This window comes from Chitinophaga sp. CCNWYY40 (genome assembly GCF_037483205.1).
Classification (GTDB): domain Bacteria; phylum Bacteroidota; class Bacteroidia; order Chitinophagales; family Chitinophagaceae; genus Chitinophaga; species Chitinophaga ginsengisegetis.
On the sequence record NZ_JBBHLF010000004.1, the window covers coordinates 999,897 to 1,018,841 of the forward strand.

The following is an 18,945-nucleotide window of genomic DNA, read 5'->3' on the forward strand; positions in this document are numbered from 1 at the left end:
AACTGCATGGACAAACCCGTATTTCTCGATACAATACAGCAGCACCAGGGCATCCTGCATAAGTTGTGCCGCCTGTACCGCGACAGCCGGGAAGACAGGGAAGACCTGTTCCAGGAGATGATCTATCAGCTTTGGAAATCCTTTCCTTCTTTTGAAGGCAACGCCCGCATCAGCACCTGGATTTACCGGGTGGCGCTTAATACCGCACTGGCCGATTTCCGCCGGAAGAAACCCGATATCACCTATACAGATAGCTTACCGGAACAGCCCGACAGCGCCAATGACGCAGCGTCCGTGCAACAGGAACAACTTTTTGCCGCGCTCAAACAACTGAGCGATGCAGAAAAAGCCATCATCGCATTATACCTGGGCGATATGAGCTACCAGGAAATTGCCGACATCATCGGAATTGATGAAAATTATGTGGGCGTAAAACTTAACAGGATTAAAAGTAAGATCAAAAATATTTTAAAATTATAAACATGGATCCTTTAAAATCAGCATGGGACAATGCCCCCACCCCCAGCCGGAATATTTCCGCCATTATTGCCAAACATACTTCTCCCGTATTAAAAGATATCAGGAAACAAGTAATACTGGAAGCCATCGGGTACACTATTTTCCTGGTGGTATACTACGATTTTTTTGACGGCGATAAAAAACCTTTTTACCTGAACCTGCTGCTGGTGATTTCAGTATTATGTATGCTGGCCCAAAGCGTTACTGGTTATGTATTGGCCCGTCAACCGGCTGTGAAATATAACCTCCTGGAGAGCATGCGGAAAAAACTGCACAACATCAGAAAGTATGCAGTGATTTCCATCTTCACAAAAATCCTTGCCTTTGCAGGTATCTTTGCGTTCTTTCTGGTTACCATTCGCTGGACCCAACAAAAGTACCTGATATTGATTCCCCTCGTTATCATTATGGCTGTACAGGCGTATTTCCAGTGGAAAATATGGGCAGGAAGAATTTACCGGGTAAGGCAAACACTGGAAGAGTTAAACCAGTAAGAAGATTTGATGGTGGTAATCTCTGGCAGAAATAATAGCTTTATGGCTGTAAAATGAGCCTATGCACCGTGTGAGGAAAATTTGTTTTATTTTATTATTGTTAGGAATAATAACGGGAGATAGCTTCGCTATTAGCTATCCCATCAGATACCTGGGTATAGAGGACGGTCTTTCCAACAACGCCGTTACCAGCGTATACCAGGACCACAAAGGTTTTATGTGGTTTGGTACTTACGATGGACTGAACAGGTTTGACGGTTATAAATTCAGGATCTACCGGAATAAAATTAATGACAGCAGTTCCCTTGTAGATAATGGTGTATACACGCTGGCAGATGATATCCATCACCAGCTGTGGGTAGGCGGGCGCAGAGGCGTATGTGTCTTCAACCCGGTGAGTGAAAAATTCACATTGCCCCGCTACCTCCCCTTTCGCAGCAGCACTTCCCGGATCATCAGCGAAAATACCCATACCATCAGATCAGACGAAGCCGGCAACATTTTAATCGGCACCGAAAAAAGCGGGCTGTTATTGTTTAACAGCCGGGAGTCTGCTGGTAAACAGATCCCTTTGGCAATAGATCGCGGCGATATTACCGATTACGAAGTAACCGCCATTGAATTCAGTGGTACCGCCGCCTGGGTATTTGTGCAACATGTAGGTTTATGCAAATATGATATTGCCAGGCAACAGTTAACCATGATCAACAGGGATATCACCAGGGGCAACACGCTGACGGTAGATCAGGCATGCAACATCTGGCTGGGCACCGATGCAGGGGTATTCCGCTACGTTCCTTCCACCGGCAGGTATTCGGAGAATGTGCTGCCGGTAAACAGCAAGGTGGTGAATCTGTACATCGATAAAGACGGGATCATGTGGAGCGCCTCCGATGGTAACGGCATTTACCTGGTAAATACTTCCAACAGTACCGCCAAACCCTTTACCACCGCCGGTGAGCAACAACTGAGCAGCAATGCCGTGTACTCTATTTATGAAGACCGGCAAGGCCGCAAATGGATCGGCACCCTGCGCGGGGGCATCAACATCGTAGAACCCAAACGCAACCCGTTTGAATTAAACATGCCCAACAGGGACCCGGTGGCCCGCGTAGTGGACAATTTCATCTTTTCCTTTTGTGAAGACAACCACAAAAATATCTGGATAGGCACCGATGGCGGCGGACTCAAATACTGGAACAGGGAAAGCAATACCTGGACCACCTATAAACATACCGGCAACAGCAAAACCGGTATCAGCAGCAATTTTATTACCTCCATTATCCAGGATGTCCAACAGGACCTGTGGATTTCCACCTGGTTTGGCGGCATAAACAGGTATAACGCCGCCACCGGCGCCTTTGAACATTTTGTATGCTTTAACCCCTACACACGCACCGCCGAAAATAATGTGTGGACCGTGTATGAGGACCGGCAGCAACAACTTTGGGCCAGCACCACCAACAATGGTACCCTGTACCGGTTTAACCCTCAGGAAAACCGTTTCGAGCTTTTCGACAGCAGCCTTGTAAACCTGCAATGTCTGGCCGAAGACCAGGACGGTCAGCTGTGGGGAGGGAACTATTCCACCCTTATCCGGATAGACCGTGACCGGAAACAGCACCGGCGTTTTAACATCGGTTATACCGTGCGCTCCATTCACCAGGATCAGAACGGGACGTTTTGGGTAGGCACCGACGGCGGCGGATTATTGAATTTTGACCGCAAAAATGGAAATTATACACGATTTACCACCTCAGAAGGACTTCCCAGCAACTCCATACTGCGGATGCTGGAAGACAAAACCGGCAACCTGTGGCTCAGTACTTTTAATGGGTTATCGAGGTTTGACCCAAAGAAAAAGAGCTTCCGTAACTTTTCTGCCTCCGATGGACTTCAGAGTAACCAGTTCAGTTTCAACGCCGCCCTGAAGCTACAGTCCGGCGAATTGCTGTTTGGCGGGATCAAAGGATTCAATATTTTTTACCCGGACAGTATCTATTCTCAAACCACCATCCCCCCGGTTTTATTAACCGCCGTTAAAATTAATAATACCTCTGTGACCGAACTGGATCAGTATGTGTCCAAACGGAGCCAGGAAGAGATCCGGGAAATCACTGTGCCTTACGATAAGGCCACCATTGCATTTGACTTTGTAGCACTGGAATATACCTTGCCTGATAAGATCAGTTATGCCTACCGTTTAAAGGGATGGGATAATAACTGGAACTATGTAGGGCAAACCAGAACCGCCAACTATACCCACCTGCAGGAAGGCAGCTATATTTTTGAAATTAAAGCCAGCAACGCCGACGGCGTATGGAGCAATGCCATACACACCATATCAGTGGTGGTATTACCGCCGTGGTACAGAACATGGTGGGCTTATCTCCTGTACATCAGCAGTATTATGGCCGCTGTTTATGCGTACACCCGGTATAAGGCGCGGGAGGAACGGTTGAAATATGAGATCAAGCTGGCGCACCTTGAAAATGAAAAAGAGAAAGAGTTAAATGAGAAGAAATTATCCTTCTTCACCAATATTTCCCATGAATTCCGTACACCGCTTACGCTGATCATTACCCCGCTGAAGGAGTTGCTGCAAAATAAAGAATACCCTGATCTGAGTGTGGTATACCGCAATGCCCGGCGCCTGCTTAGCCTGGTGGATCAACTCCTGCTGTTCCGTAAAGCCGACCGGGAGGGCGATCAGCTGAACCTGTCCAGGCTCGACATTGTGCACCTGTGTAAGGAAGTATACCAATGTTTTTCCCAGCAGGCCCGGATGAAACAGATCGACTACCGCTTTGAGTGCCGGGATACACAACTGGAGATATATGGCGATAGTGAGAAGCTGGAAATCGCTGTATTTAATCTTCTTTCCAATGCGTTTAAATTCACCCCCGAAAACGGCAGTATCATTTTTGAAGTAACCAGCGACGACGCAGATGTTACTATTATTATAAAAGATAGCGGCTGCGGCATTGAAGGCAGCGCCGGCAACCGGATCTTTGAAAAATTCCAGCGGGCGCAAGACCGGAAAGAGTCGCTGCAAACAGGCTTTGGTATTGGTCTTTACCTGGTGAAGCACTTCATCGACAGTCATCATGGCAGTATCACCTACCAGAGCGAGGTAAATAAAGGCACCGCTTTTCACATTACCCTGAAAAAAGGAAGCCGGCATTTTGCCGGGGTGCTGTTAAGGGAAGATGCCCCACAGAAATCTGCTTTCCTGGAAGAACTGACCACCGTTGCCACCTTGCCCCAACCGGAAGTCCGTGAAGCCGAAGGCACTACCACCACCATTACCGAAAAAAAATCGATCCTGCTGATCGATGATCATGATGAAATACGGCAATATCTCCGGCAGCTGTTCAAAGACAGGTTCATTGTATATGAGGCCGATAATGGCACCAGCGGGTTTGCTGCGGTACAGAAATTTATGCCCGACCTGGTGATCAGCGATATCCAGATGCAGGGTATGGACGGGGTGGAGCTATGCAGCAAAATCAAACAAACAGACACCGTGAGCCATATCCCGGTGATCCTGCTTACCGGGTCTTCCGCGGCGGATACGCGGCTCCGCGGCCTCGAAGGGGGGGCAGATGACTATATTACCAAGCCATTTGACAAAGACCTGCTGATGGCCAAAGTGAATAACATCATCAAGAACCGTAACCTGCTGCAGCAGTATTTCTTTGACCGTATCACCCTCAAAAACAGTAACATTAAAGTACCCGCCGAATACCAGGACTTCCTGAAGCGGTGTATAGAAATTATTGAAGACAACCTGGAAAACGAGGAGTTCTCCATTAAAAAGTTCACCCTCGAAATCGGGATGAGTCATTCCAGTTTGTATAAAAAGGTAAAATCCATTTCCGGTCAAACCATTAATTCCTTCATCCGGTCCATCCGTCTCCGGAAGGCCGCCGTTTTGCTGCTCAAGGAAAACTACACCATTACACAGGCAGCCATGCAGGTGGGCATTGGCGATGTGAAATACTTCCGCGAACAGTTTGTAAAGCTGTTTGGAATGAACCCTTCCGATTATGTAAAGAAATACCGCCATTCATTTAACCGGGACTTCAATGTGACTGAAAACTAAGGGGTAAATTCCTGTATTTAGCCGTGGCTGGCACTTTAAGGATATCCGGGGCAAGCGCCCCGGTAGAAATACCCCTGTGATATTTTACGATTTTACCCCCTTTTTTAAATGATTTACCCCCTCTATGATGTCTGCCCGGCATAGTACATTGCGGGTATCATGAAAAGATGCGTGCATCTTCCGTGCAACCAAAATGAGTATTCCACTCTTCCAATTCATTAAATTATTGCGTTATGAAACAACTTCAATCCGGAACGGACCGTCAGTTTGTCCTATTACGGTGCCAACCTTTCCTTCAAATCATGCTGGTATTTACCTTATTACTGATGGGAATGAGCGTGCAGGCACAACAAACTCCCATTACGGGAAAAGTAACCGATGCCAGTGAACCTGTTCCTGGTGTTACGGTACGTGTAAAAAATAAAGCTACCGGTACCCTGACAGATGCAGAGGGTAAATTTTCACTCAGCGCCGCGCCGGGCGATACCCTGATATTCAACCACATCGCCTATGAAGCGATGACGGTGCCTGTAAGGAACCTGTCTCCCTTAAAAATAGCGCTCACCTCACTGAGCAAAAGTGTAAATGAAGTGGTAGTAGTGGGATATGGCACTCAAAAGAAAGCTACGCTGACCGGTTCCATTTCCGTGGTAAAAGGGGCTGATATTGTGCAGAGCCCACAGCCAAACGTGTCCAATGCCCTCACCGGCCGCTTCTCCGGGATTATTGCCAACAACCGTTCCGGCGAGCCGGGATATGATGGCTCCCGCATCACCATCCGCGGACTGGCCACCACCGGCAATAACGATGTGTTGATGGTAATAGACGGTGTGCCCGGACAAATAGGCGGTTTGGAACGACTGGACCCCAACGATATTGAAAGCATATCGATATTGAAAGACGCATCTGCAGCGGTTTATGGTAGCAGGGCGGCCAATGGCGTAATGCTGATCACCACCAAACGGGGTAAAACCGGCAAACCGGTGATCAATTACAGCTTTAACCAGGGATTTTCATCTCCCAGCCGGTTACCTAAAATGGCCGATGCCGCCACCTATGCACAGATCAGGAATGAAATCCAGTATTATAATAACCCTGCAGGCGGTATGAACCAGTTTTATACCGACGAACAACTCCAGAAATTCCGCGATGGCTCCGACCCGGTGAATTATCCTAACACCGACTGGCAGAAAGCTACCCTGAAGAAAGTGGCTACCCAGAATCAGCATAGTCTTTCTGTAAACGGCGGTGGTGAAAATGTGCGGTACTATGTTTCACTCGGCATGATTAGTCAGAATGGATTGTATAAAAACGGGGTGACCAAATACAACCAGTATAATTTCCGGTCCAATATTGATGCGGATGTTACCAAGAGATTAAAGGTAAGCCTGTATTTATCCGGCAGGGAGGAAGACCGCGTTTATCCTACCACCACTGCAGACAACATCTTCAGGGGTATTTACCGCGCTTACCCAACGGTACTGGACAGGTATCCGAACGGATTGCCTACCACCGGTATTGAAAACAATAACCCGGTGATGCAGGTAACGGATGCCGGTGGTACTGCCCGCAATCCTACACAGGTGTTTAATGGTATCCTGAAAGGATCTTATGCGATACCAGGCGTGGAAGGATTATCGCTGGACGGATATTTATCGGCCGATAAATCCTGGAGCTCCAATAAAAGCTTCAGCACTCCTTATAAAGTATATACCTATAACCAGGCTACCCAATCGTACGACAAAACAGTGGTAGGTGGTTCCAATGGACTGGCTTCGCTTACACAGCAGCAACGGAACATGACGCTGATCACTTCCAATATTAAACTGAACTTTGCCCGTCGTTTTGGCCAGCATAATGTAACGGCCCTTGTTGGTTATGAGCAAAGCAAAACCAGCCGGGATACACTGGGTGCGTCGCGCTTAAACTTCCCGACACCGCAAACGCCGGAGATGTCGCAGGGAGGATCCGCCGCCACCGACAAAAATAATTCCGGCACCAGTTACAGCTTCACCAGGAAAAGTTATTTCGGCAGAATTGCCTATGACTATATGGAAAAATACCTGCTGGAAGTACAGGCCCGTTATGATGGTTCCTCTATTTTCCCGAAAGGTGAGCAGTATGGCTTCTTCCCTTCCGTATCTGCCGGGTGGCGCGTTTCAAAAGAAGAGTGGTTTAAGAACGTGAGCTTTATCAATGATCTGAAACTGCGCGGTTCCTATGGTACACTGGGTAATGACAACGTAGGTTTATTCCAGTATTTCGATAACTATTCTTTCGTAAACCAGTACGTGATCGGCGGTCAGATCATCCCCGGTATTGATCTTACCAAACTGGGCAACCCTTATATTACCTGGGAGATTGCCCGGAAAATGGACCTGGGTTTCAATATGGCCTTCCTGCAACACTTTAACCTGGAATTTATTTATTTCCAGCAGAAACGTTCCAAGATCCTTACCCAGCGGAATGCTTCACTGCCACAATCTTCCGGTATTGTAAATCCATACGATCCTGCTACGCCGCTGGTACCAGCCGAAAATATCGGTAAGGTAAACAGCAATGGTATAGAGGCTACGCTGGGTTATGATAACACTACCAGTGGTGGTTTTCACTACAACATTTCCGGTAACATCACCTACGCCAAAAACGAGATTGTATTTATAGATGAAGCTCCCGGCACCTTGTCTTATCAACGCAAAACCGGCGGCCCGATGAATAATTACCTGTTGTATGATGTGATCGGCATTTTCCGGACAGCAGATGACCTGAATAAATTCACCCATCTGTCTGGTGCGCAACTGGGAGACCTGATCTACAGGGATGTTAACGGTGACGGACAAATTAATGCGGACGACCAGGTGAGAACAAAGTATGGCAACATTCCTGAAATCACTTATGGTATTACACTTGGTGGCGACTATAAAGGATTTGATTTATCCCTGTTATTAACCGGCCAATCGCACGTAAGCCAATACGTGTTACCGGAATCCGGCACCATCGGTAACTATTACAGCAGCTGGGCCGATAATCGCTGGAGCCCGACCAATACCGGCGGTTCTTATCCGAGAGTAGACGAACGCGCTTCCGCTTCTGTGAATGGCGGCCGTTACCAAAATAATTTCTGGCTCAACAACGCGTCCTTCCTGCGGTTAAAAAATGTATCATTCGGTTACACCTTCAAATCGGATCTTTTATCCCGCATAAACATCGGCAGTTTGAGAATATATGCCAACGCATTTAACCTTTTCACCATTACCAAAGTAAAAGACTATGATCCGGAAGGTAGCAGCGAAAGCGGACAGTTTTATCCACAACAACGGATCATCAATGTTGGTGCAAATGTTAGATTCTAAACCAGAAAAAAAACAGTCATGAAAACAACTCACTTTATATACACTTTAACTTTAGCTGCTGCGGGATTATTTTCTTCCTGCAAGCAGGACTATCTGAATATTACGCCAACAGACCGTATCCTGGGCGACGCCGTACTGGGTGACTCTTCTCTGTTTCAGAACTATGTGATTAACCGGTACCTGAGCATTAAATTACAGGATAAAGAAGGAGAAGGCACTAACCCCGGTTTTGGAAGAGGCTTTGAATACGGTTTGTGGAGCTCCATCACCGACGAATCCATTTACAACAACGACGATAATACCTGGATTATTCAACAAGGACAGATTGCACCGGAAAATACCGGTATTGCAGGTACTATCTGGGGAAGAAGCTATCGCAGTATCCGGGAATGTAATTACGCACTGAATAACATCGACAGTGTGGAAATGAGCGCCGCGCTGCGTAAAAAGCTGACTGCCGAATTACGTTTTATCCGCGCGTTCCGGTATCATGACCTGATCCGCAACTATGGCGGTGTGGTGCTGATGGGTGATAAAGAGTACCAGCTCACCGACAATCTCACCGACCCTGCTTTATTTAAAAGAGCCACGCTGCAGGAATCTATGAATTATGCAGTAAATGAGCTCACCGCCGCAGCGGCAGATCTGCCGGCTATCAACGATGCCAGCTGGCAATCCGGCAGGGCCACACAAGGCGCCGCACTGGCACTGAAAGCACGCCTGTTATTATATGCTGCAAGTCCGCTGTATAACGTTGGCACCTGGCAGGCAGCCGCCACTGCAGCCAAAGCGGTGATGGACCTCTCGAGGTATACACTGGCAGCAAACTACAGCCAGTTATTCCTGAAAGCCGATAACAATGAAATCATTTTCGCGCGGCAATATGCCATAGGTGCACGCCACGTATGCCTGGAAATATCCAATGGCGCCAATGGCTACGGCGGATGGGCAGGCAATACACCGCTGCAGAACATGGTAGACGCCTATGAAATGAAGAATGGTAAACTGATTACAGATCCAACTTCCGGCTATAATCCGCAAAATCCTTATGTGAACAGGGATGCCCGCTTCTACGCCACTATTCTTTATAACGGCGCACCATACAGGGGATCTACCATACAAACATTTTCTCCCGGTGGAAAAGATGGAAAGGATGGTCCTTCCAACTGGAACTCTACCAAAACAGGTTACTATCTCCGCAAATTTATGGACGACAATAACCCGATCGATAATCCCTGGGACGTAGCCGGATTACAGCCCTGGATCTATTTACGTTATGCAGAAATATTGCTGAACTACGCAGAAGCACAAAATGAAGCGGTAGGACCCGATGCCAGTGTATACGCCGCCGTTAATCAAATCCGGCAGCGCGCCAGCGTACAGCAACCGGCACTGGCACCCGGCCTGAGTAAAGACCAGATGCGGGACGCCATTCATCGTGAAAGACAAATAGAACTGGCGTTTGAGGAACATCGCTTCTATGATGTACGGCGCTGGAAAACGGCTATTGTAACAGACAATGTGCCAGCCTACGGTGTAGACGTTACCGTTAATAACAGCGGCGTATATACGTATACAAGAAAAGTAGCGCTTTCCGGCCGGTTGTTCGCTGAAAAAAATTACTGGCTGCCGATTCCGAGAACAGAAATACTGTCTTCCAACGGGCAGTTGGAGCAGAACAAGGGCTATTAAACACTCAATCCGTTTCACACAAAGCTGCTGCGTAACTTGCCGGTTGTCATAATTGAAAAATATTTAACGGGCATTTTACTATTTTCCGGCGGCTTTGTGTGAAGCAAAGCGTTTAAGAACATGAAAAAAATCATTTGCTCACTGCCGCTGTGCTTTGTGCTGCATACCGCATCATCTCAACAAAGCAACAGCAACGTTATCCAGGTAAACATCGACCTACATAAAACCGCGCAAACGATCCGCAACTTCGCTGCTTCAGATGCGTGGGCGGGCCAGTTTACCGGCAACTGGCCGGATAACAAACGTAACCAGATAGCCGACTGGCTGTTTAGTTCCGATACTACTGCCAGCGGCCAGCCCAAAGGCATTGGCTTATCGATGTGGCGTTTTAATATTGGCGCCGGCAGTGCAGAGCAGGCCGATAACAGTGGCATTAAAGATGAATGGCGCCGCGCGGAATCTTTCCTGCAGCCGGATCATACATATAACTGGAAAAAACAATCCGGCCAGCTGTGGTTTTTACAGGCTGCGAAGCAACGCGGCGTTACAGATTTCCTGGGCTTCCTGAACAGTCCGCCGGTGGCGTTTACACGCAACGGCAAAGCCTTTGCAGATAAAGGACAAAGCAATCTTCCACCGGAGAAATATTCCGCTGCTGCTGTTTTTTTGAAAGAAGTAGTGCAGGGAATACGTATCGCCACTGGCGTTAGCCTCAATTATATCAGCCCGGTGAATGAACCACAGTGGGACTGGAGCGATGGCGGACAGGAAGGCTGCCCCTATAACAACGAACAGATTGCCGGCTTCACAAAAGCTATCAGCAAAACTTTCAGCGAAGCAAAGCTGCCGGTTAAAATACTGATTACAGAAGCCGGAAAAATAAATTACCTGTATGCCCCGGAAGACAAGGCAGACAAAGGCTCACAGATAAATGCATTCTTTAATCCACGCAGCAGCACTTATGTAGGTAATCTTCCCAATGTATACAAAGGAATTGCTGCACATAGTTACTTTACCACTTCCCCCGAAGACACCGCCATGGCTATACGAAAACGGCTGCACGCCGCATTGAACGGACTGGAATTCTGGCAATCGGAATATTGCATCCTGGGAGATAATGCCGGGGAAATAAACGGCTCCGGCGTAGACCTCGGCATGGATGCAGCGCTTTACATGGCGCGCGTAATCCACTCCGACCTTACCGTCGCCAATGCTGCTGTCTGGCAGTGGTGGCTCGCCATTTCTCCCTATAATTATAAAGATGGATTGATTTATATAGATAAAGATAAAACAGACGGACAGCTGCGCGATACCAAAATGATGTGGGTGTTAGGTAACTATAGCCGGTTTATAAGACCCGGCGCTATAAGGGTACAAGCAGAGATAAGCGACAGCGCAGCGTTGAAAGACCTCTATCTGTCTGTTTATAAAAACAAAGATAATACCCTCCGGATAGTAGTGATTAATAACGGCCGCACTGCCGCCAGTGCCAGCATCCACTGCAAGGGATTGAAAGCAGGCAGTATGCGTAGCTATACCACCAGCGCAGCCGAAAACCTGCAGCCAGGCTATATTTCCGGAAACATTGTTCACATTCCGCCACGGTCAGTAGTTACATTGACAGGTAACCTAAGCAATAAACAGTAGACCATGAAAAAACTAAGCGTTGTAATTTTAATGATATTGTGCAGCATACAGTTGTTTGCACAACACACTTTCCAGTTGAGAGATTCCACCTTCCTGCTGGACGGCAAGCCTTTCCAGATGATTTCAGGAGAGATCCATTACCTGCGCGTTCCGCGGGAAAGCTGGCGCGATCGCCTGAAAATGGCGAAGGCAATGGGACTGAACACCATAGGCACTTATGTGTTCTGGAACATGCACGAACCTGAAAAGGGACACTACGATTTTTCCGGCAACAACGATGTAGCCGCCTTTGTAAAAATAGCGCACGAAGAAGGGTTGTGGGTAGTATTGCGCCCCAGTCCGTACGCCTGCGCAGAATGGGAATTTGGCGGATATCCTTACTGGTTGCAGAATATAAAGGGCCTCGAAGTACGCAGTAAAGAACCGCAATACCTCGCAGCCTATAATAATTATATCAGGGAAGTTGGAAAACAATTGTCGGGCTTACAGGTAAACCATGGTGGTAACATCCTGATGGTGCAGATTGAAAATGAGTATGGTTCTTATTCCAATGATAAAAGTTACCTGGACATTAACCGGAAGATGTTTATTGACGCAGGTTTTGACGGATTACTCTATACCTGCGATCCGGCTGCCGATGTAGCTAAAGGTCATTTGCCCGGTTTGCTGCCCGCAGTAAACGGGATAGATGATCCGCAAAAAGTAAAACAGCTGGTGAAGGAAAACCATGATGGCAAAGGACCTTTTTATATTGCGGAATGGTACCCGGCATGGTTTGATTCCTGGGGGCAAAAGCACCATACCATTCCCTATGAAAACTTCCTCGACAGATTGGATCGTGTACTCGCAGCAGGCATTTCCATTAACATGTATATGTTTCACGGCGGCACTACCCGCGGCTATATGAATGGCGCCAACTATAATGACAAGAGTCCCTATGAGCCGCAGATCAGCAGCTACGATTATGATGCACCACTGGATGAAGCAGGAAACGCTACGCCAAAATTCATGAAGTTCCGCGAAGTAATTGCCCGGCATCTCCCGGCTGGCGTAACTTTACCGGAAGTACCTGCAAAGAAACCAGTGATCACCACGCCGCTGATCACTTTTGAACGCAGTACTGCAGTATTCAATAAACTGCCGGCAGCCATCAAAAGCGTAGATCCGTTAACGTTTGAAGATCTCAACCAGGCTTATGGTTTTGTGTTATACCGCACCACTATTCCCGGCGGGCACAGTGGCCTGCTGAAAATAAAAGATCTCCGCGACTACGGCCTCGTGTTTGTGAATGGCAAAAGAGTAGCCATCCTGGACCGCCGTTTGGCACAGGACAGCGTGGAGGTAACCCTTCCAGCCGGCACCGTTACCCTGGACATCCTGGTAGAAAATCTGGGACGTATCAATTTTGGCCCCTATCTTCTTAAAAATAAAAAAGGTATTGCCGGCCAGGTATTATTTAACGGTCAGGCCATTCATCAATGGCAGCAGTTTAAGCTTCCCTTTGATGTGCAGCCGGCAGTAAAACCTGCTGCTACCGGTACCGATGCACCGGTATTGAAAGAAGGCAGTTTTACATTATCCACCACCGGCGACACCTACCTGGATATGACGCAGTGGGGCAAAGGAGCCGTTTGGATCAACGGTCATCACCTGGGCAGATACTGGCAGGTAGGTCCGCAACAAACCTTGTATGTACCAGCTGAATGGCTGAAAAAAGGCAGCAATAAAATCACCGTACTGGAACTGATTAAGCCCGCTGCAAATACGCTGCAGGGCATTGATCATCCGATACTGGACGTATTACAATAACACAAGAAAAGTTTGTAAAAAGCTATTGGGGCGGACTTCCGTTTCGATAGCTTTTTACTTTACCTTTATATGGTATCCTCTAATCCCACGGCCGCCGTATGAAAAAAATTGTACTGTTAGCAATTGCCTGTATCGCCGGCTTACCGGTTTTCTCCCAACGTTTTGTACACGGCTTAGGATTTTCCACATTTATTGATCACACTTCCAGGAACGGCAGCATTACCAGCTTCAGCATCTCGTATGCCATCCGTTACAATGTGATGGAAACAGATAAGATGACTGTTTCGGTAGGTATTCCCTTTTCATTTGGCGGTTCCGGAGATGCCAACGACAACACGGATTGGTATTATGATGCGGACGGCAATATTGTATATTACTATACCGGTGAAGAAGACGATGGTCCTAAAACAAAACCCAGGAGTATGATTGATATCCCGCTTATCATTAACCTGAACTTCGCCGGATTTTCCTCCCTGAATAATAAGAGTGCGGTGGGTTTCTTTGTGGGAGGCGGCCTGGCCTACCATTACGGACCAGTAAATATAAGGTACAAAGACCGTAACGGCGGCAGCTTTACGGATTCTACTACCCAGCACGCAGTAGGGCCGATAGGCAACCTGGGCATGCGGATCGGGCTTGGCAAAAAAAAGAATGGCGCTATTGAAGTCAAGGGCTCTTATATGAAGAGCTTAACAAAGCGGCAACCTGATATTTATGGCATCAGTTTACTTTATCTACTTCCCAGATTAAACTGGCGTGCTAATCCCGACGATTGATCTGAATGATTTATTTTTTGGGAGATAACGTTACTTCTACACTCCACTCACTACCGCTTCCGATATGATAGGTGGCTGCAAAATCGCCCTGGTTGAGCGCAAAAGACAATTGCAGTAAACTGTTCAGGTAGCTCAATGGTTTTCCTTCCGGCACTGCGCCAAAAGTTTGACTATACGGCGCCGCTGTTTGATGTACTTTTTTCCCGTTGTGGAAAAACGTTACCTGCAGTATATCACCGTATTGAGGATGCAACTGGTTGAGCAGATCAGCGCTGATGTTAGTCCATACGTTACCGTATTGTACATCCAGGATAGAGATGTTCCCTTTCAGTTTTCCGTTTTCCAGTACCGCGGCCTGGTATGGTATTTTTACAACCTCTTTGGCTAATACAGGTCCTACTTCTTCAAAGGTGATGGCGCCTGCTGCCAGTCGCGCGCCGGTATAGGCGTATACATCCCTTCCGTGGAAAGTATAAGATTGCTGCGAATCCTTGCGGCGGTTCACGGCTTCATTGATTTCACGTATTTCTGCGATGCCTTCTGAAGCAGCGATGAGGGTGAGTGTACCATTATCCGGTGTTACAATAAAATGACCACTGTTTGTTTTGAGTACTACCGATTTACGGCTGGTGCCTACGCCGGGGTCCACTACCGATACAAACACGGTGCCTGCCGGCCAGTAGGGAACCGTTTGTTCCAGCCGGTAAGCGGCTTCCCAGATATTATATGCAGGAATTTCGTGGGTGAGGTCATATAGTTTCAGATCGAACGATACGCCGGCGGCTACACCTTTCATGGCGGATACTGCGCCGTCTTTCAAACCAAAATCCGATTGAAAAACCACTATTTTATTTTGTGCAAATCCGATACTGGTAGTTAATAGCAATGCCAGGCTGCTGATAAAACGGTGTAATGTAATGCTCATGGGGGAACTAATTAGTCTTCAAATTTAGTGGCTTATCCTGAAATCATTAAAAATTCTTAACTTGAATATAATTCATCTGTCCTAAAATGAAGTACCAGGAACTACCACCGCCATCATATCTGAAAAACCACGTCCGTTATTTCTGGACGCTGGAGAGTGATGATGTTGCCCACGTGCCTAAAATTCTGGGGCCAATGGCAGATGGTTGTCCGGGTTTAATTATCCAGCAGTCGGATAACGGTACCTTCTACCAGGAAAACAAAGAGTTACCCGATTTGCTGTTATATGGTCAAACCACGAAGTATACCGAGCTGCATGTAACGGGTACCATCTGTTCAATCGGGGTGTGTTGTTATCCGCATGCGTTGAAATCTGTTTTTGGTTTGAATGCCGATGAGTTAACCAATTCCTGTTTAGACCTGGATATACTGGCTGCTACCAGGGATTTTTACCTGGCAGAAAGATTAGGCAACACCCCTTCCTTAACCGAGAAGATCGCCATCATTTCCGCTTTTCTATTTAAGCAGATCAATGAAAACAGCACGTCTTCAGATGAGGTTACTCACTTTGCGTTATCACAGATCATCGCCTCCGGCGGCAGTATTGCATTAAAGGACTTACAGCAGCAGTTGCAGTTAACGGAAAGAAGTTTTGAGCGCCGGTTTAAACAGGGCGTTGGCATCTCCCCCAAATTATTTTCCCGGATATGCCGTTTTCAGAATTCCTTAAAGCAGTTAAAAAGTAACAACTACAGTAAGTTGTCTGATATTGCCTTTGAACATGATTATGCTGATCAGTCCCACTACATCAGGGCCTTCAAAGAGTTTGCAGGCTTTTCTCCTTACCAGTATCAGAAAAAATCCAACGAAGCAGACGCAGGAAGTAACTTCCTGTTGATGACCAGATAAACATTCCCGTTTTTGTTCTTTTCAATAGTTCCGTTAAATTCGGCGCCAAATGACACGTGTATGGAGATTTTTGCATCTACTCCCCGGTTGATTTTAAGGGAACTGATACCTGCTGATGCCGCCGGCATGTTTGAACTGGATTCAGACGAAGCGGTGCATTTATACCTGGGCAACAAGCCGGTGCGTACGATAGAAGAATCGCGGGAAGTTATTCAGTTTATCCGGCAGCAATACCGGGAGAACGGCATTGGCAGATGGGCTGTAATAGAAAAAGATACCAACCAGTTTGTGGGATGGGCGGGATTAAAACTGGTAAAAGAACCTACCAATGGCCACGTTGACTACTACGACCTTGGCTACCGTTTTATAAAGAAATACTGGGGAAAGGGATACGCTACGGAGTGCGCACATGCCTGCCTGGACTACGGCTTCAACCGGCTCCGGCTGGAAAATATTTATGCCATGGCCGATGTAAAAAACGATGCATCGAAGCGCGTTTTAGAGAAGGCCGGCTTTAGCCTGGATGGCACTTTTTACGAGGACCAAACGATGCTTAACTGGTTTACAATCAGCCGGGAAGCATGGAACAGGTCACATAACTGACAAGCCGATACTGACTGAAGTGTAATTACAGCCGCCCGGTTTAACTTGCTTTACACAAAAGTGACCGGTGTTGCCATCCTTTACCCTCAATCAGTATCCCTTTTATGAAGATTAACAGCATACAGTTATTAAGGGCAGTAGCAGTTATCCTCGTGGTACATGTACATGCCATCGACTTACAGGAAGCATTCACCGTTTCCCATCAGCAAAAATTTTATTTCCTGGAAAACTTTGGCGCTATTGGCGTGGACCTCTTTTTTGGGATATCGGGGTTTATAATCAGTTATGTAGCCAGCAACTATTTTGGTGCGCGTGATGGAGTGGATTTTCTGAAGAAACGTTTCCTCAGGATCAACCCTATTTATTATGTGGCCAGTGTGTGCTATATGGTATTCTTTTGTTTTTTTGACCGGATGTACCCTATCACGGCTATTCTTTATGGATGGAGAGATACCATTTTCATGTTGCCGGTATTGAACTCGCAGAAGTGGCTGGCGCCTATCCTGGTGGTGGGCTGGTCGCTGAGTTTTGAGTGGTGGTTTTATTTCCTTTTCTTCTTCCTGATCCTGTTCCGTACAAAATATAAAACCTTATTGCTGTTACTTGTTATTCCCGCGCTTGTGGCGGTGGGACAGCTACTGAAGCCAACAGATTTCAGGCTTATTTTTTATACCAATCCTATCATGCTGGAGTTCCTTTTCGGGGTGATCATTTTCTGGCTGTACCGCCACGTAAAAGTGGCTACCGGCGTGGCCGGGCTGTTGCTATTGCTGGGCATCGGCGGATACGTTTATAACATTGTGTATGGCTTTGGAAATATTTCTGAACTGAGCAGCGTGACCAGCGGCACCGGCAGTTTAAAAAGGGTGTTGTTATGGGGCCTGCCCAGTGCGTGTATCCTGGCCGGTTGTATTTTCCTGGAGCAGCGGGGTGTTTGGGCAAGGCTCTGGAATAACAAATGGGGGTTACTGATAGGCGATGCTTCTTATTCCATTTACCTGACCCACTATACTTTTTATTATTTTATCGCGCAGATATATGCCGCCACCGGTTACTTCATGAATGCCGATCTTTCTGTGATCGTGCATATGGTACTGGCGGTGGCGGTAGGCATTTTCTTCTACTACAAAGTAGAGCGGCCGCTGATCAAGCTGCTGCATTCGCGGCCTGCTGCGCGACCTGTTCATACGGCTATGCCATGATTTAATATCAGATCAGGGGGTGTTGGGGATCCAGCCCCCTCTTTTCATCCACCACACCATAGGATCCAGCCATTCGTTTACGGGTAAGCGTTGGGTGAAGCCGTGGTTGCCGGTGGGATAGAGATGCAGTTCAGCGGGAATGCCTCCTCTCAGCATGGCCTGGTAAAAGGCGATACTGTTATTTACATTCACCACTGCATCATCGCTGGTATGCGTGATATAGGCCGGCGGCGTATTGTTGTTCACCCACTCTTCATTGGAAAAGAAGGCAACTTTTTCTTTGGAGGGCTCATTTCCTATCAGGTTGATGCTTGATCCCTGATGTGCCAGGTCTTTATTCATGCTGATCACGGGGTATACCAGGATCATAAAATCCGGTCGCAGATCGGTGTTTTCCTTATTGGGTACATAGCTTCGTCCGCTATGTGTGCCCAGCGTGGAGGCCACGTGTCCGCCGGCAGAGTAGCCCGCGATCCCTATTTTATGCGGATCCAGTCCCCATTCCGCGGCATTCATCCGCACCAGTTTAATGGCTTGCTGCGCATCCTGGAGAGGGCCCATGCTTTTATCCCGCATGGTGGCATCTGAAGGGAGCCGGTATTTTACCACGAAGGCGGTAACTCCTTTTGTAATGAAGGCTTCTGCTATTTTGGTGCCTTCTTCAGCAAAGGCCAGGAAGGCGTATGCGCCGCCAGGGAAGATGATCACTGCCGCCCCGTTGGGCTTTTCCGGCTTATAGACGGTGATGGTGGGGGCATCTGCCGGTGCAGTTTTCCCGATACTGTTGGGAATAGAGTCCTTGTACAGGGGTCTTATTTCCTGGGCTTTGGCGGATATAGCGGTAAATGGCAGCACAAAAATAAAAAGCGCCAGCATTTTTCCGATGCGTGGATAATGGTGTAGAATCATCCG

Annotated in this window: 13 protein-coding genes; 11 read left to right on the forward strand and 2 right to left on the reverse strand. The window is 47.5% G+C overall.

Annotated elements, in window-relative coordinates; genetic code table 11:
- Positions 1-6 precede the first annotated feature (6 nt).
- The 8 genes from V7S65_RS18785 (at position 7) to V7S65_RS18820 (ending at position 14,395) form a co-directional block, all read left to right on the forward strand.
- The gene (locus V7S65_RS18785) at positions 7-480 is read left to right on the forward strand and encodes an RNA polymerase sigma factor (protein WP_111576895.1); all 474 of its coding nucleotides are present in this window, start codon (positions 7-9) and stop codon (positions 478-480) included.
- A 2-nt stretch (positions 481-482) separates the two neighbouring features.
- Positions 483-1,013 carry a hypothetical protein gene (locus V7S65_RS18790; RefSeq protein ID WP_336387546.1) on the forward strand — a complete coding sequence of 177 codons (531 nt, stop codon included), beginning with the start codon at positions 483-485 and terminating at the stop codon, positions 1,011-1,013.
- Positions 1,014-1,110: 97 nt separating this feature from the next.
- Positions 1,111-5,118, forward strand: a complete 4,008-nt coding sequence (locus V7S65_RS18795) for a hybrid sensor histidine kinase/response regulator (protein ID WP_336387547.1) — start codon at positions 1,111-1,113, stop codon at positions 5,116-5,118.
- A 302-nt stretch (positions 5,119-5,420) separates the two neighbouring features.
- The gene (locus tag V7S65_RS18800) at positions 5,421-8,471 is read left to right on the forward strand and encodes a SusC/RagA family TonB-linked outer membrane protein (protein WP_336387548.1); all 3,051 of its coding nucleotides are present in this window, start codon (positions 5,421-5,423) and stop codon (positions 8,469-8,471) included.
- A gap of 18 nt (positions 8,472-8,489) precedes the next feature.
- Entirely contained in the window at positions 8,490-10,163 is a 1,674-nt protein-coding gene (locus V7S65_RS18805; RefSeq protein WP_336387549.1) for a RagB/SusD family nutrient uptake outer membrane protein, read from the forward strand.
- 120 nt (positions 10,164-10,283) lie between these two features.
- The gene (locus tag V7S65_RS18810) at positions 10,284-11,810 is read left to right on the forward strand and encodes a glycoside hydrolase (RefSeq protein ID WP_336387550.1); all 1,527 of its coding nucleotides are present in this window, start codon (positions 10,284-10,286) and stop codon (positions 11,808-11,810) included.
- A gap of 3 nt (positions 11,811-11,813) precedes the next feature.
- A complete protein-coding gene (locus tag V7S65_RS18815) occupies positions 11,814-13,619 on the forward strand; it encodes a glycoside hydrolase family 35 protein (RefSeq protein ID WP_336387551.1) in 1,806 nt (601 codons plus the stop codon).
- A gap of 98 nt (positions 13,620-13,717) precedes the next feature.
- Positions 13,718-14,395 (forward strand): hypothetical protein, encoded by a 678-nt coding sequence (locus tag V7S65_RS18820; RefSeq protein WP_079469606.1) that lies wholly within the window; start codon positions 13,718-13,720, stop codon positions 14,393-14,395.
- 10 nt (positions 14,396-14,405) lie between these two features.
- Here V7S65_RS18820 and V7S65_RS18825 read toward each other — a convergent pair whose 3' ends face one another.
- Positions 14,406-15,320: an SAM hydrolase/SAM-dependent halogenase family protein gene (locus V7S65_RS18825; RefSeq protein ID WP_336387552.1), complete on the reverse strand. Its 915-nt coding sequence runs from the start codon at positions 15,318-15,320 to the stop codon at positions 14,406-14,408.
- Positions 15,321-15,406: 86 nt separating this feature from the next.
- Here V7S65_RS18825 and V7S65_RS18830 point away from each other — a divergent pair, with 86 nt between their 5' ends.
- From V7S65_RS18830 to V7S65_RS18840, 3 genes are all read left to right on the forward strand, one after another.
- Positions 15,407-16,228: a helix-turn-helix domain-containing protein gene (locus V7S65_RS18830; protein WP_111576904.1), complete on the forward strand. Its 822-nt coding sequence runs from the start codon at positions 15,407-15,409 to the stop codon at positions 16,226-16,228.
- 60 nt (positions 16,229-16,288) lie between these two features.
- Positions 16,289-16,831 (forward strand): GNAT family N-acetyltransferase, encoded by a 543-nt coding sequence (locus tag V7S65_RS18835; RefSeq protein WP_111576905.1) that lies wholly within the window; start codon positions 16,289-16,291, stop codon positions 16,829-16,831.
- 104 nt (positions 16,832-16,935) lie between these two features.
- Positions 16,936-18,033, forward strand: a complete 1,098-nt coding sequence (locus tag V7S65_RS18840; protein WP_111576906.1) for an acyltransferase family protein — start codon at positions 16,936-16,938, stop codon at positions 18,031-18,033.
- Between the two features lie 12 nt (positions 18,034-18,045).
- Here the strand turns inward: V7S65_RS18840 and V7S65_RS18845 are convergent, their stop codons facing one another.
- A complete protein-coding gene (locus V7S65_RS18845) occupies positions 18,046-18,942 on the reverse strand; it encodes an alpha/beta hydrolase (protein WP_111576907.1) in 897 nt (298 codons plus the stop codon).
- Positions 18,943-18,945 lie beyond the last annotated feature (3 nt).

Bases quoted from the DNA above. Each gene is read 5' to 3' on its own strand.
- V7S65_RS18820 (WP_079469606.1), top strand. From the start codon at position 13,718: ATGAAAAAAATTGTACTGTTAGCAATTGCCTGTATCGCCGGCTTACCG.
- V7S65_RS18835 (WP_111576905.1), top strand. From the start codon at position 16,289: ATGGAGATTTTTGCATCTACTCCCCGGTTGATTTTAAGGGAACTGATA.
- V7S65_RS18830 (WP_111576904.1), top strand. From the start codon at position 15,407: ATGAAGTACCAGGAACTACCACCGCCATCATATCTGAAAAACCACGTC.
- V7S65_RS18785 (WP_111576895.1), top strand. From the start codon at position 7: ATGGACAAACCCGTATTTCTCGATACAATACAGCAGCACCAGGGCATC.
- V7S65_RS18810 (WP_336387550.1), top strand. From the start codon at position 10,284: ATGAAAAAAATCATTTGCTCACTGCCGCTGTGCTTTGTGCTGCATACC.
- V7S65_RS18790 (WP_336387546.1), top strand. From the start codon at position 483: ATGGATCCTTTAAAATCAGCATGGGACAATGCCCCCACCCCCAGCCGG.
- V7S65_RS18825 (WP_336387552.1), bottom strand. From the start codon at position 15,320: ATGAGCATTACATTACACCGTTTTATCAGCAGCCTGGCATTGCTATTA.
- V7S65_RS18815 (WP_336387551.1), top strand. From the start codon at position 11,814: ATGAAAAAACTAAGCGTTGTAATTTTAATGATATTGTGCAGCATACAG.
- V7S65_RS18805 (WP_336387549.1), top strand. From the start codon at position 8,490: ATGAAAACAACTCACTTTATATACACTTTAACTTTAGCTGCTGCGGGA.
- V7S65_RS18845 (WP_111576907.1), bottom strand. From the start codon at position 18,942: ATGATTCTACACCATTATCCACGCATCGGAAAAATGCTGGCGCTTTTT.
- V7S65_RS18840 (WP_111576906.1), top strand. From the start codon at position 16,936: ATGAAGATTAACAGCATACAGTTATTAAGGGCAGTAGCAGTTATCCTC.
- V7S65_RS18800 (WP_336387548.1), top strand. From the start codon at position 5,421: ATGCTGGTATTTACCTTATTACTGATGGGAATGAGCGTGCAGGCACAA.